14 protein-coding genes are annotated in these 13,839 nt (G+C 47.3%); 3 read left to right on the plus strand and 11 right to left on the minus strand.

All coding sequences use genetic code 11. The features are described from left to right. Nucleotides 1-72 precede the first annotated feature (72 nt). The 3 genes from GRP75_RS29075 to GRP75_RS00115 are packed head-to-tail and all read right to left on the minus strand — an operon-like array spanning nucleotide 73 to nucleotide 2,398. Nucleotides 73-222 (minus strand): hypothetical protein, encoded by a 150-nt coding sequence (locus tag GRP75_RS29075; protein ID WP_179085434.1) that lies wholly within the window; start codon nucleotides 220-222, stop codon nucleotides 73-75. Between the two features lie 9 nt (nucleotides 223-231). Then, nucleotides 232-798, minus strand: a complete 567-nt coding sequence (locus tag GRP75_RS00110; RefSeq protein ID WP_160788297.1) for a hypothetical protein — start codon at nucleotides 796-798, stop codon at nucleotides 232-234. Between the two features lie 13 nt (nucleotides 799-811). Further along, nucleotides 812-2,398 (minus strand): DUF4153 domain-containing protein, encoded by a 1,587-nt coding sequence (locus tag GRP75_RS00115; RefSeq protein ID WP_160788298.1) that lies wholly within the window; start codon nucleotides 2,396-2,398, stop codon nucleotides 812-814. Nucleotides 2,399-2,545: 147 nt separating this feature from the next. Here GRP75_RS00115 and GRP75_RS00120 point away from each other — a divergent pair, with 147 nt between their 5' ends. Next, nucleotides 2,546-4,282 carry an ABC transporter substrate-binding protein gene (locus GRP75_RS00120; RefSeq protein WP_160788299.1) on the plus strand — a complete coding sequence of 579 codons (1,737 nt, stop codon included), beginning with the start codon at nucleotides 2,546-2,548 and terminating at the stop codon, nucleotides 4,280-4,282. Nucleotides 4,283-4,494: 212 nt separating this feature from the next. Here GRP75_RS00120 and GRP75_RS00125 read toward each other — a convergent pair whose 3' ends face one another. Beyond that, a complete protein-coding gene (locus GRP75_RS00125; protein ID WP_023990971.1) occupies nucleotides 4,495-5,895 on the minus strand; it encodes a transcriptional regulator in 1,401 nt (466 codons plus the stop codon). A gap of 213 nt (nucleotides 5,896-6,108) precedes the next feature. Between GRP75_RS00125 and GRP75_RS00130 the strand changes: the two genes are divergently transcribed. Continuing rightward, complete coding sequence (locus GRP75_RS00130; RefSeq protein ID WP_013312611.1) at nucleotides 6,109-6,354, plus strand: DUF6953 family protein; 246 nt, start codon at nucleotides 6,109-6,111, stop codon at nucleotides 6,352-6,354. Between the two features lie 41 nt (nucleotides 6,355-6,395). Here GRP75_RS00130 and GRP75_RS00135 read toward each other — a convergent pair whose 3' ends face one another. Continuing rightward, a complete protein-coding gene (locus tag GRP75_RS00135) occupies nucleotides 6,396-7,355 on the minus strand; it encodes a WYL domain-containing protein (RefSeq protein ID WP_160788300.1) in 960 nt (319 codons plus the stop codon). Nucleotides 7,356-7,467: 112 nt separating this feature from the next. On the opposite strand from GRP75_RS00135, the gene GRP75_RS00140 reads away from it, so the two are divergent. Then, entirely contained in the window at nucleotides 7,468-8,415 is a 948-nt protein-coding gene (locus GRP75_RS00140; protein WP_049828356.1) for a Gfo/Idh/MocA family protein, read from the plus strand. A gap of 25 nt (nucleotides 8,416-8,440) precedes the next feature. On the opposite strand, the gene GRP75_RS00145 is transcribed toward GRP75_RS00140, so the two are convergent. The 6 genes from GRP75_RS00145 to GRP75_RS00170 form a co-directional block, all read right to left on the minus strand. Beyond that, entirely contained in the window at nucleotides 8,441-9,457 is a 1,017-nt protein-coding gene (locus tag GRP75_RS00145) for an asparaginase (RefSeq protein ID WP_013312613.1), read from the minus strand. Nucleotides 9,458-9,690: 233 nt separating this feature from the next. After that, the gene (locus tag GRP75_RS00150; protein ID WP_160788301.1) at nucleotides 9,691-10,458 is read right to left on the minus strand and encodes an amino acid ABC transporter ATP-binding protein; all 768 of its coding nucleotides are present in this window, start codon (nucleotides 10,456-10,458) and stop codon (nucleotides 9,691-9,693) included. A gap of 4 nt (nucleotides 10,459-10,462) precedes the next feature. Further along, entirely contained in the window at nucleotides 10,463-11,179 is a 717-nt protein-coding gene (locus GRP75_RS00155; protein WP_023990975.1) for an amino acid ABC transporter permease, read from the minus strand. Nucleotides 11,180-11,209: 30 nt separating this feature from the next. Next, entirely contained in the window at nucleotides 11,210-12,019 is an 810-nt protein-coding gene (locus GRP75_RS00160; RefSeq protein WP_023990976.1) for a transporter substrate-binding domain-containing protein, read from the minus strand. A gap of 142 nt (nucleotides 12,020-12,161) precedes the next feature. Then, the gene (gene nikE, locus GRP75_RS00165) at nucleotides 12,162-12,971 is read right to left on the minus strand and encodes a nickel import ATP-binding protein NikE (protein WP_028540875.1); all 810 of its coding nucleotides are present in this window, start codon (nucleotides 12,969-12,971) and stop codon (nucleotides 12,162-12,164) included. Between the two features lie 38 nt (nucleotides 12,972-13,009). Further along, a complete protein-coding gene (locus GRP75_RS00170; protein ID WP_068939150.1) occupies nucleotides 13,010-13,834 on the minus strand; it encodes an ABC transporter ATP-binding protein in 825 nt (274 codons plus the stop codon). Nucleotides 13,835-13,839: the final 5 nt, after the last annotated feature.

A 13,839-nucleotide genomic window follows, 5' to 3' on the forward strand; every position in this document is an offset into this window, starting at 1 on the left:
TTCCCTCTCAACTATTAGGGTGAATTCCGGCTTACTTTAACAACGTAATACTACAAAAAATTAACTTCATTCTCACAACTGAAGGCTTTCTTCACTGATTACGGTTGGAACGATAAGCTCAGGAGGAGTCGTAGGCTTAGCTTGTGTTAAATAGTCTGCTGCCCCCATCATCAGAGCGATGCCGATAAATAGCACGACCCAATTACGATTCTTTTTCATCATCTGTACCTCTCATTCTTCACTGCGCCCGTTCAGCCACTTGAACCAATGGAGCAGATGACTGAATCGGTATTCATGCTGCAAAGCATACGTCCATACTTCAGGCTCTTCACCAGGCTCCTTCCAGACGAGCATGGAAAAGTGACCCTCTTCCTCGCTCGCAACCGACAGTAGCGAAAGACGATCATCCCCGAATCGGTACGGAGCCGATTCCACCCAGTAATTCCGCATATCGCTGATCCAGCTGCGGAACTGCTCTGTACCTGCGATCCGCAGGACTTCATCAGGTAGGAGCAGATGCTCGTCGATATCCTTCCAATCCCCCGCATATCGGTACCGCGCTGCCAGCATTGGACTGAGTGGTCGGATTTTACCGGGAGCCAACGTAGGCATATAGGCGACGGGAACGACCGGACCGATACTCTGGATAGCATAAGACCGAGCTTCCTCCTCACTCATTCCGTAAGACATAGCCTCCACGAGAAAATCGTTCCGTCTTACCCCAAACTGATGCTGATACTGTGACATTTCATCCTGTAGCTCCAGTACCATACCCTGTGCCGTTTCTGTTCCGATCATTCCCAAACACCTCTCATTCCAAAATATAGTCGTGCAATTCCCGTTGCGCTCGATATTTTGCCCAATTGAATTCAGGCCAAGCCGATTCTTCTCTCGTCATGCTCGTCAAACGGGCTTGTAAGAACTCATCTAGTGATCCATGTTCCTTACGACTAAAGTCAATCAGCAGCGGAATCGCGTCCGCCGATAGCTCACTCAAATACTCCTTATCTATCACCGATGTCGTGCGATACCGTTCGAGATTATTTTCAGCAATCTGTATATCAATGCCCACATAGTTCACGACGACATAGGCGACCAGAGCGAGTACAATATAATATTTCGCCAACGGCAGTTGACGGAAATGAATGCGCATTGCTGCAATAAGCAGTAGCAAGCCCAGAAAAATCATAAACGCGTGTACCAAATAGCGGGTGTACGTATATCCGTATGCTTCTTCGTACATAACCAGCCGGGTATATCCCGAATACAGCATCACACCCGAACAACCCACGAGTATGTACAGCAGGCCGCTGTTCATTTTTTGCACTATGCCTGAGCCAAATTCAGTCCACTTCAATACACTGATCATCAGCACAAAGTTGATACCTGTTACCATAACCAGCTCCCCGAATCCTCTTCTCGCATATTCGGCATACGAGGTTCCTTCGGGCAGAGCACCTTCCCATGCACCAAACAAATATCCAAACTGCAACACGACGAACACAACATACACCAGATTCATGACAATCAGCACCGTAGCGGTAATGACAGGGTCAAATTTAATCGCGACCGGCTCGTGGTAAGGCACCGTTGGTCGGTCAATCATCACTGAAGAGTGACCATCATACTCGGTGGTTTGGCCATTCGTGCGCTCATCTAATCCGTGCCATGATTGGGTCTCTCTCTGCGTATTACGCGGAGCAGGCTGTACAAATCCCCACAAATAACAGAAGAAACAGAAGGTGAAAAAGCAGGTCCAGATCAGCCGCAGCATGCCATTCCCAAAGGACAGCGTTCCGATCCATTCGGGTACTCCAGCTAACAACTTTTCGAACATCCCATCCGCCGAAGCCAGCAAAGATATGATAATGAACAGTAGCGGCAAGGCAATAAGTAAACCAATCATCACTTTGCCCAATACACGCTTACGCTCATCCTTTACATTCCGAAGGGCTACTGTCTTGACCATCCGAAAGGGGGTCACGATATGACGAAAGTTTTGATAAAACCAATGGCTTAACGCCTGACCAATAATACCGGGTTCTGACCAGCCATGCCTTTTCTCCCCAAACAGCAGCACCATATGTACGCTAATCAGAGCAGGTATCGCCAGCGCATTTAACACATACAGGACCGGATTATTGAACAGCGCATATGTCAATGCCAGCATGAAAATGATCACAAACAGCAAACGCCCTATCCATGATCCTAACTGGAAACGATCTCGATTAAAGGCATACATATAGGCGTAAAACACAATAACAAAAATTGGCATAGACACGCCCAGCCCATGTCCGTAAAACAGATATTGATGAACCAGCGCCAACACAATTGCGCCAGCAAAGGCGGACAGAAACGACGTTTTCGGCAAAGACGTTCCATTCATCTTGTCATGCATGGTAAATACCTCCACAAATATGCTTTATAACCCTTATTGTAGATGATAAAATAAGAAGATAAAGAGAAATTAATTCAAACAAAATTTCCTATTTTATAAAAGTGGCTACGCTTTTAATCAAATATAGGGGAAACGGAGCAACCTTGAATGAAACTCCATGCCCAATTTTTACGGCTTCACTCACACGCAGCTGACGACAAGGACGAAAACCATACCATAGAGACGACGCTGGATGAGCTGGCGGCTATTTTTGACTGTACTCACCGCAACGCCTTGATGATCATTCAGAAAATGGAGCAGCACGACTGGATACAATGGACTCCCCGCCGAGGCAGAGGCCGCCGCTCCAGTCTGCGCTTCCTCATTCAGCCGGAAGACATTGCCGTGCAATCCATGATGCAAGCCATAGACCGCCATGATATCAAACGCGCGCTGGATGAGATCCGAGTTCATTCACGCTCCTCCACCATGCAGGAGCATTTGCAAGGCTGGCTGCTGAATTATTTTGGGCATCACGCAGAGGTGCGCAGTGATCAGCAGCAGATCGACACGCTGCGTCTGCCTATTCGCCAGCAACTCTATACGCTGGACCCGTTGTACTTGAACTGGCTCGCCGAGTCCTTCGTATCCAGCCACGTCTTTGATGGTCTGGCCCGCCGGGCGAACGAAAGCGGCGAGATTTTGCCGGGATTGGCGCACGCTTGGGAGGTGGATACCACTCGTACACAGTGGACCTTTTTCCTGCGTAAAGAAGTGTTGTTTCATAACGGAAAAATACTGACCGCTGAAGACGTCGTCTATACCTTTGAGCGACTGAGTCGAGCGCCGGGAAGGAGACTTTACCATTTTATCGTCCGGCAAATTCAGCACGTCCAGGCGCTAAGTCCAACGATAGTACGCTTCGTACTAAAGGAGCCGAACGAGCTGTTTCTATCCTTCCTGTGTACCAGCCGGGCTGCGATTGTGCCGCGTGAGCTTAATCAGGTGGGTGAAGCCGCCTTTGGCATCCGCCCTGTCGGTACAGGGGCATTCAAAGTCACGGAAATGAACGAAAGCCTGTGTACACTGGAGGCTTTCGCACCTTATTTTCAAGGCCGAGCTCATCTGGACCGAGTGGAAATTGTCCAACTCCCATGGGCGACTAAGCTGGAATCGTCGGATACGGAAGACACCGCTTCTTCTTTTCACATTATCCATAATCCCGTATCGGCGGGAGATACGGATACCGCATGGAGCCAGATTCACTCGGCGGCTTCGGTACGCAAATTTATCACATGTAATACACACAAGGATGGACCACTACGCAATCCAGAAATACGTGCCCGCATTGTAGCATGTCTGGATCATCGCCCCCTTCCTCCAGCAGTGGATTCATCTAACGATTCTTATGAACCACTGGCGGCGCTGCAAATTGCTACCATTCCCGAGTATAAAGCAGACGCAGACCGGGTTGCGGCTCAGCTCGAATCCTGTGGGTATACCTGTAACATCGTGGCCGCATCTATGAACGAATTCAAAAGCTCATCTATCCGTATGGAGTCAGACTTAATCATCTTTTCTCTCTTTCGTGACCGTGATGAGCAATTACGCCTGTTTGACTTGTATCTCAATGTATCTGGGCATGTGGAGCCTCATAGCCGTGTGGATATCGAAAGACTGCTGCGTGAAATTGCACGGGAGGCCGATCATACTGTTAGGGCGCAGCAATTTGAACATATCGAAACTCGGCTCATGGATGAGCACCAGCTGCATATTTTATATGAAAAGCCCGTTCAGACGGCCTATCTTCCTTCTGTGCGCGGTGTATCTTTTAACAGTCAGGGCTGGGTGGATCTGCGTCATGTCTGGTTTCCGCCTGCTCAACTTCCAACTCCCCACTCTTGACGGCAAAAGTGCTCCTTCAAATGCACTTCCACATCAAAAAAAGGTATCCTCTTCTTCATAAGAGGATACCTTTTGGGTTACGACAATCTAGACCTTTTCAGGTAGATGTATCAAGGGATGAAAAAGCCCATCCCCCCAGCCCATGGCTGTGGACGTCGCTAGGATCTTCCATAGGGGGGGGAACGGGTGAAAAATTCAATAGGACAAAAACATTAAATGCGAGCAGAGAAAAAACGATCTTTTTTATCATGGATGTACTCTACCTCTCCAAGTAAGTTTTTATATTCCTCTTTGTCCTCAGAAGTGGCAGTATGCCGAAACTTTTCAAATAATCCTACACATTTGATTGTGACAGGATTACCATTCAGCACGACGGAATAGGAAAGGCTCTCGAGCAGGAATTTCATACCTTTGGAATAACGATGTTTGTTGAGATCATAACAAGCCATCTCTGCCAAAAATCGTGCATAGAGATCTGCTGACATTTGCTCCGTATAGGTCCCTACCTTGACATGCTGATCTGCAAATGCCTCAATTTGTTTTTCAAAGCGCTGCAGTACATGATCTACATTAAAATCATAACGGTTGGCCGCTACCATAATTTTATGTAGCCCCACCAGAATTTCACCTTCGTTTTTTTCCAAATAATCTACATACTGTGGAATCACATCCAGACTGCCGGACATCAATTGATATAAATACCCGTTGGCCTCAGCCCAGTTGCTACAAAGGGCCTTCAAACGCTGAGCTTCTTCCGTATCCTCTTGCACCCAGCTCAAATCAGAGTATAGGGATACAAATTCCAGCGCTTTTTGGTAATCCCCGCGCTCATCCCACACCCCGGCGCGCAGCACATAAGAGTATACAATATACATAAACAAAGGACCCTTAGGTTCCTTGCCACGCTCCGATCTTCTGGTATTTCCGTATTTTTGCTCGTATTGTACCTTGGCTTTTTGAGCCATTTTTTCAGCAAACCATTCTACTTTATCCCAACGCCGCAAGGAGGCATAGGTATTGGCCAAGTCTCTTAAGGCATCCAGTTGGTCTGCTTCACCCAGTCGGTCCACAAAGCTTTCGAAATGTGTGGCTGCCCATAAGTTTTCGTCCTGGTCATCGCCAACGGCAATCGTAAATAAACGGTATTGGCAGAGCGCCAGACGCTCTGAATGTTGGTACTTTTCACTTTCCGAAACATTTTTATAAATAATTGCCGCAGCCTCGAACTTACCTTCACTGAATAATTCTTCTGCTGTCTCAAACAAAGCTGGGGCGTATATGAGATAGTCCATCATAAACTCCACGACTTGCTTAATACAATCCAGTTTGTTCAGCTCTGCACAGCGATGCAAAAAGGGGCGAACCCGTCGCCAATTCGGTGCCGTATTCCGTATAAATTCATCAATGTATAACTCATAGAGGCTTCCTTCTTCAAGCCCCATGCCTGCACCAATCCGATCCAACAGCAGCATCGCAATCGGACGATTACCGTTAATAATGGCACTGATCGTTCCTGCATTAATACCTGTGTTCTCCCCAAACTTACTAATCGTAATTCCTTCTCGTCTGATGTACTGCTCCAGCTCTGCGCGAATTGTGGTTGTTTCCTTCAAATCAGGCACCCCCAGGGATTACTTGCATGATTACAATACAAAAAAAGAAAATTCCCGTGAATATTCCCTTAATTATACAAAAGAAAGCCCACTTAGCCAACCGCTCAAGTAAATTTATATCAGAAAATTCAATAATTCTCCGAATTGCCGTATACTACGGGGAGGTGAGCCGAACAGCTACACCCAATCGGTACGCAGGAAAGGATGCGACAAATGGACAACACCCCTACAACAGAACAAGAGATTGCACAATGGATGGTCGCGCAGATCCGTGAAGTGGGCACCCTGAAACAAGAAGATGCAATTGCATATGTACGCTCTGAGTATGGAGAGCAGTATGTGTTTATAAGCGAGCATGGTCATGTATCTCTGGAAAAAGAAATCAAAAAAGCATTCCGCAAGCTTCATGGTGGCAGAATTGCATGGGATCGTGACGGATTTCTCTGGGCCTGGACTTAACAAGCAAAGCATCTGCCCTAGGCAGGTGTTTTTTTAATCATTTATCCATATATCCTCTGGAGTCGGTTAATTTCTTCCTTCACAAACTGTCGGAGTACTGCAGGCTCCACAACTTCAACCCTACCGATCCAATCCATAGCATCGCGACAAGCCGCTTCATAACTATACATGTTGACCGTTAGAATGAAATGATTGCCTTCCTGTACAGACTGGATGATTTCCATTCTTTTCGCTATAATTCCCGCTTGCTTCTTATTCGTTCGGATCAAAACGGGATAGTATTCTTTCTCTGTACAAAGCTGCTTAAACGCGGTTTCTTGCCTCATCCAATGATGTTCCAGCGAAAAATCCACCGGAACCTCAAAGACTTCCGTAGACGGCTGAACCTCCCTGATTCGCTCACATTTAAAGGTCCGAATCTCCTGCCCAACTTCACAGAAGGCAATGAGATACCAATCTCCTTTTTTCACCACAAGTCCATAGGGATGCACATGACGGGAAGAACAGATTCCGTCAGCCTTCTCATATTGAATGGTTATTTTATGGGACCCCCACACTGCAGCTCTTACGGATTCAAGACAAGGAATTGCTATACGTTCCGTCCACCACGGCGTATCATCAAAATAAAACCGCGCTTTGGCTTTCTTAATATCGGACTGATACGGGTCTGGCATCGTCTGTTCCAGTTTGAGCAGAGCATTCTTTAACTTCAAACCCGATTCGGTGGGCCCGCCTGTATAAATGCCCATCCCTGTTAAATACAACTGAATGACATCCCCGCCATTCAACTGTTTCAGGTTCGCCGTATAACCCTCCATTAAATAAATTCCGCCCTTCGGTCCGGATGCGGTAACAATCGGAACGCCGGCTTCAGCCAGGAGGTCGATATCCCTGTAAATGGAGCGTACAGAGGTTTCCAGTGCCAACGCCAATTCCTTGGCCTTCATTCTCCCTCTAGATTCGATACATAATAAAATCGCGATTAAACGATGCAGTCTCACAATCATACCTCCACAATAGATGGTTAACCCGAATTGAAAAGATGATGCAAAGATTGTTGACACCCTGTTGGCAGCAATAGGTGTGTATCATAGAAGTAAAGGGGTGTAATGGATGATGAATATTGGAATATTGGGGACGGGATTCGGCGCATATCATGCCTCATTGTTAAACAACCATCCCAAGGTAAACAGAATCATGGTATTTGGAAGGAACGAAACCAAGCTGCAAAAGCTGAAAGAGGAGCTAAACGTAGAAGTCACACAAAATATAGAGGATATTCTGCTGGATCCAGACGTGGATATCGTCGATCTATGCCTGCCCTCCCACCTGCATAGGTCATATGCTGTGGATGCGCTAAAGCACGGTAAGCATGTATTTTGTGAAACACCCGTTTGCTTTAATCTCGAAGACGCTCTTCTTATGCAACAAGCTGCGGAGCAATATGGCAAAAAGATTCTGGTCAACCAGTTCATTAAGTTTGATCCCGCCTATACCTATCTGTATGAGGCATACCGCCAACAGAAGTACGGAAAGCTTATCTCCTTATCTTTGAAAAGAGAAACGCCTCCTCTGTGGGGGGATCTTGGACTAAGCTCCATCCCTACTCAGTTCATGATTCATGAACTGGATTTACTGACCTGGCTATTAGGCCCCTGTGATCCATGTACAGTCTGGGGTACAGAAGTTACCCATCCTGAACAAGCACAGGTTCGTGCTTACTTTCAGCATCGGGATACATTCACAGAAGTCATCGCCTCATCCCACATGCCGGGAAGCTACCCCTTCACAGTGGCCTATGAAGCTTATTTCGAAAAGGCCAAGCTGGTATTTCATGAAAGCGACGAAAACGATCTTATACCTACCGCATTATATGAGTATACCGCATCAGGACAGCAAAAAATCAACCTCGAATCTGCCAATCCATACGAAAAAAGTTTGGATCATGCACTTGAATGCTTTGGTGGACATTCGGAAAGCCTGATTCCACTGGAATCGGCTGTACAAGCGCTGAAAGTGGCTATTGAGATTAAAAGCAGACTGGGGCAAGGCCAGCGTTAACCCGGTATCTACGGAAATCAGCTTCCTATAAGGAAGCTGTATCCGCAGGCAGGGAAACTTCGTCTGCGTAGTTCGTTGCCATAATCTTGGCTACCCCGGCCGGATCGGTCGTCTGCCCCAACGCCCACATCATTTTCGTCACCAGCGCTTCCGTTGTCATGTCATACCCCGGAATAACCCCCTTCTCCAGTACCTTTTGCCCCACTTCGTAAATCGTCAAATCCCCGCCCTCATAAGGACATTGAGTAGTCACGACAATACTCATACCGTCCTTCATCAGTTCCTCGATTTTACTGATCAGGCTTCTTTCTTTAAAAGGGACGCCACCCATACCAAAGCCCTCAATGACGATACCTTTATAGCCCAAGCCCTGAATGGCATCGAAAATCGCCGGATTCGTACCCGGAATCAGCCTGAGCAGAAATACTTCGGAAGCATACCCGTCGTTGTATGGATGACGAACGGTACTGCGATTTGCAAATACGCCCTCCGTATAGACCACCTTACCGTTCTCCACGAGGCCAATGTACGGATAGTTAATACTCTCAAAGGCGTTATAGCTGCGTGTTCTGATTTTCGAGCTACGGCTACCATTGATAATTTTGCCGTTAAACACGACAAAAACCCCAGCCACCTCGCCACATGCGGTCAGGAATGAGTCAATTACATTTTTTTTGGAATCGCTGTGCTCCGCCAAAATGGAAACTTGTGAACCTGTCACAACGACGGGTTTGTCTACGGTTCCCAGCATGAAACTCAAGGCTGAAGCCGTATAAGCCATCGTATCCGTACCGTGTGCAATGACAATGCCGTCGTACTGATCGAGCGAACGATGTACCATCCGGGCGATGGAAGCCCAATCCTCTGGTTGTGTATTTGTGCTATCAATGCTCATCAGATTATGGGCATCAATCTCGCAAATCTCCTTCAGCTCCGGAATTTCCGCCAAAATATTTTCAGCCGATTGGGTCGGTGTCAGGCCGTTTTCCTGATAGGAGGAAGAAATGGTCCCTCCGGTATTAATGAACAAAACCTTTTTCATATGCCAATGTTCCTTCCCGATTACATCTTCACTGTATTGTTCTTAGAATTTATCATGAATAAGTGTGATAAGCTACTTTGCAATGGAAAAGAATTTGGGATATGAGGAGCCAAAAAAAGCACGACAAACAAGCGCGGGCTTTCCTGCCTCCTGCGACTTGTCTAACGTGCTTTTTACTATAGGTGCAATAACTCTACAGCGCTGCACATACCTATAACCCATCCACGTACTTCTTATGGGGATACAGGCTGCTCCTGTGGCGCTCTCTGTACCAACGCTTTGCCCAGGAACTGCCGTGTCCGTTCTTCCTTCGGATTGGTGAAAAACTGCTCCACGGGTCCCTGCTCCACGATCACGCCATGCTCCATCAGCACAACCCGATCCGCTACATCTCTCGCAAAACCAAGCTCATGCGTGACAATAATCATCGTATTGCCTTCACTCGCCACCTTTTGGATCACGGACAGCACTTCATCCACCAGTTCAGGATCAAGTGAGGATGTCGGTTCATCGAACAACAACACCTGCGGATTTAGTGCCAAAGCACGGGCAATCGCAACTCGCTGCTGCTGTCCACCCGAAAGCTGGGCAGGATAATAGGTCATACGATCCTTTAACCCGACCTTTTCCAAAATGCCTTCACTGATCTCTCTCGCCTGCTTACGATCCAGCTTTTTCACACTGGTCAGACCAATCATCACATTGTGGAGTGCATTCAAATTTTTAAACAACTGATATTGCTGAAATACCATTGCCGTTGCCATCCGTAGTCCGAGAATGTCCTTTTTTCCCGCCTTAGCGGCATCGACCTTTACATCGTCAATTTCAATGACTCCGCTGGTCGGCTGCTCCAAAAAATTAATGCTGCGCAGCAACGTGGACTTCCCCGATCCGCTTGGGCCCAGGATCACCACGACTTCTCCCTTGCCTACCGTCAGGTCTATGCCCTTCAACACGTGATGCTGTCCAAAATGCTTATGAATTTGATGAAGCTTGATCATGCTCTTACTCACTTCTTTCGTAAATTCGAATACGCTTCTCCAGCACGACAAGCCCGCGCTCAATAATAATGCACACCAACCAGTAAATCAGGGACACCGCAACATATACCTCAAAAAAAGCCAACGCCCGCGCGCCCATAATTTTAGCCTGTCCCATCATATCGACGACACCGATCATAAAAATAAAAGACGTATCCTTCACCGTACTGATCAGCGTGTTTCCCAGATTGGGCAAAGCCACCGTCAACGCCTGCGGCAATACAATTTTGAGCATAATTTGTGTTTGGCTCATGCCGATGGAATTAGCTGCCTCAAATTGTCCCCGGTCGACTGAATGAATCGCCGCCCGGAACGTCTCCGACAGATAACCCCCGAGATTTAGTGAAAATGACAACAATGCGAAAACCTCGGGTGGAATCACGTAGATATTTAATTGCTGTAAGAAACCGTATTCGCTCTGAAAATAATATAAAAACTTGGGTATTCCATAATATACGAGAAACAGCTGCACAATGAGCGGTGTTCCCCGGATGTAGGAGACATACAGCGTAGACAGTTGCGCCAAGACAGGCACCTTGTATATCCGAATTAACGCCGTTGCCAACCCGATAATCGTACCCAGCAGCATGGACAAAAATGCAATCCATAGCGTAACGGGTAGATACTCAACGATCCGGGGAAGGCTTTTCAGCATATAATCAAGGTCAAACAGCTTTTCCATAGGAACCTCACTTTACCCTTTACATTGTTGTTACTGCGGGATATATTCCCCACCTGTCCATTGTTCAGACAATTTTTTCAGTGTTCCGTCCGTTTTCAACTCTTTAATAATCGGGTCGATTTTAGCTTTCAGCTCTTCGCCCTGCTTATCCTTTTTGAACACCAGATTGATATCATCCGTTTGCACAGGATCACCTATCGCTTCGACCTGCAAACCTTCCTTCTTGATCGTAGCAGCCGTCATGACTGGATCATTCACATAAGCGTCCACCCGGCCATTTTGTACGTCTTGAAGGTTATCGGACGAAGTGCCTGTATCATTGTATTTCAAAATAATTTTATTCCCATTCTTCGCATTATATTGTTCCAGCAATTGTGTGTAGGAATCGCCTACTGATGCGGCTACCTTCTTGCCTTCCAAATCCTTGAGAGAGTGTATATCCGTTCTGCCTTTTTTCACAACAATGACGGATTGTGCCTGAAAGTAGGATTCATCCGAGAACAAATATTTTTGCTCGCGCTCAGGATTTTTGGCGATTTCATCTGCTACGACCTGAATCTTGTTCGATTCCAGCGCCATGAAAATTCCGTCCCAGCCAGAAGGTACAAACTCAAACTTGTAGCCGTCCAGCTTCTTGTCGATCTCCTTGACTACTTCCACATCGTACCCGGTCAGCTCGTTTTTTTCATTCGTAAAAGCAAACGGAGGGTAGTCATTTTGTGTGCCTACATAGATTACCTTATCCCCCGATGCCGCATCCTTCGAGGAACATCCACTCAAGGCACCCGTTAATAACACAAGAGATAGGCCAATCGCTGCTACCAAAGCAGATTTCTTCATATATGACATCCCCTTTTTAATATCCAAGTAATTTACTATGATTTTATATTATAACGGGTTATTCAAATAATACAACAAGTAAATTTCATTTCGATTATTTATCCATATGTTGCACAAAAAAAGGACCCTTGCGGGTCCACTGTTATCCATGAAGCGGAAAACGCTCTGCTGGATGTTCCGGCAAAATGGACGAGATCAACCGTCGTACAGCCGGATGAGCAGATTCAAAAATCTGATCCTTCTCATCACAGCGCTCAATCAATCTTCCCTGCTCCATCACAGCAATGCCATCACAGACGGCATATGCCGCCCGAATATCATGCGTGATGAACAGATATGACAATCCAAACGAAGACTTCAGTTCTCCCAGCAGGGATAAAATATGCATCTGGTGAACCATATCGAGGCTGCTGACGGACTCATCCAGCACGATCAGCTTTGGTTTGAGCGCAATCGCCCGTGCAATGTTGATCCGCTGTAATTGTCCGCCGCTGAATTGATGCGGATATTTAATCCGATCTTCCGGCTTGAGGCCGACCCGTTCCAGCAGACTTTCGACCGTTCTTTTTTGTTCCTGCACCGATAACCGTTCGTAATTGTCCAATGGCTCACCAATAATCTGCCCGGCGGTCATTCGGGGATTTACAGCAGAGTAGCAGTCCTGAAATACGACCTGCATATCCCGTCGCAGTCCCCTGCGGACTTGGGGGCTCGCATTATAAATGTCCTGTCCCTGGAACAGCACCTGACCCTCCTGCGGCTTCTCCAGCCCCAGAATAACCTTGCCCAGCGTGCTTTTACCGGCTCCGCTGGTACCAAGTAAGCCTAGGCAAAACCCACTTTCTATAGTAAGCGAAACGTTAGCCAACACAGGAGGACGTGGTTCAGAGCGGCCCAGCCATTTGCGCCTTCCATAGCTATGAGTTACTTTCTTCACTTGTAGCATGCGCATTCGCTCCCCTTTTGAAAGTGTAACCGTCGAACAGGCGACTAACCACCTACCTGATTTATGCCCCGAATGGACAACTTGGGTCTGACATGCAGCAGCATTTTCGTATATTCATCCTGCGGGTGATCGAATAACTGATGGACCTCAGCCTGCTCAACAATACGACCCTGCTGCATGACAGCCACTTCATCCGCCAATTGGGAAATGACGCCCAGATCATGCGAGATCAGCAAAATGGACGTATTGTATTCCGTACGCAAGCGATCCAGCTCTCTTAGCACCTGTAGCTGATTGACCACATCGAGCGCCGTCGTTGGTTCATCGGCAATAACCACTGCTGGCCGCAGGCACATGGAAATGGCGATCATGACTCGTTGCAGCATCCCGCCGCTCAACTGAAACGAATAACGCTTCATCAGCTTGGCTGGATCGGGCAGATTCATATTTTCCAGAGCCGTTATGGCAAGTTCATGGGCCTGTCGTTTGGTTAATCCGGTGTGCGTGCGGACCGTTTCCATAAACTGAGCTCCAATCGTATACACTGGCGTAAAAGCGCTCATCGGATTTTGCATAATAAACGCGATTTCCTTGCCCCGAATACGGCGCATCTCCTCGGCCACCATTCCGTTCAGCTCACGCCCGTTCAGACGGACACTACCTTCCACGTCCATCGTCTGGCGATCCAGCAGTTGGAGCAACGCTTTACAAGTCACTGTTTTGCCGCTTCCACTCTCGCCGACAAGACCCAGTACCTGTCCCTTTTTCAGCTCAAAATGAGTTGGCTCCAGCAGAGATACCGCCCCGGCACCGGTTTTGAGCTTCACCTGTAAGCCGCTGACCTCCAGCACCTTCTCCCTGTCGTCCATCGTTG

This window comes from Paenibacillus sp. OT2-17, assembly GCF_009827695.1.
In the GTDB taxonomy this organism is placed as follows: domain Bacteria; phylum Bacillota; class Bacilli; order Paenibacillales; family Paenibacillaceae; genus Paenibacillus; species Paenibacillus polymyxa_B.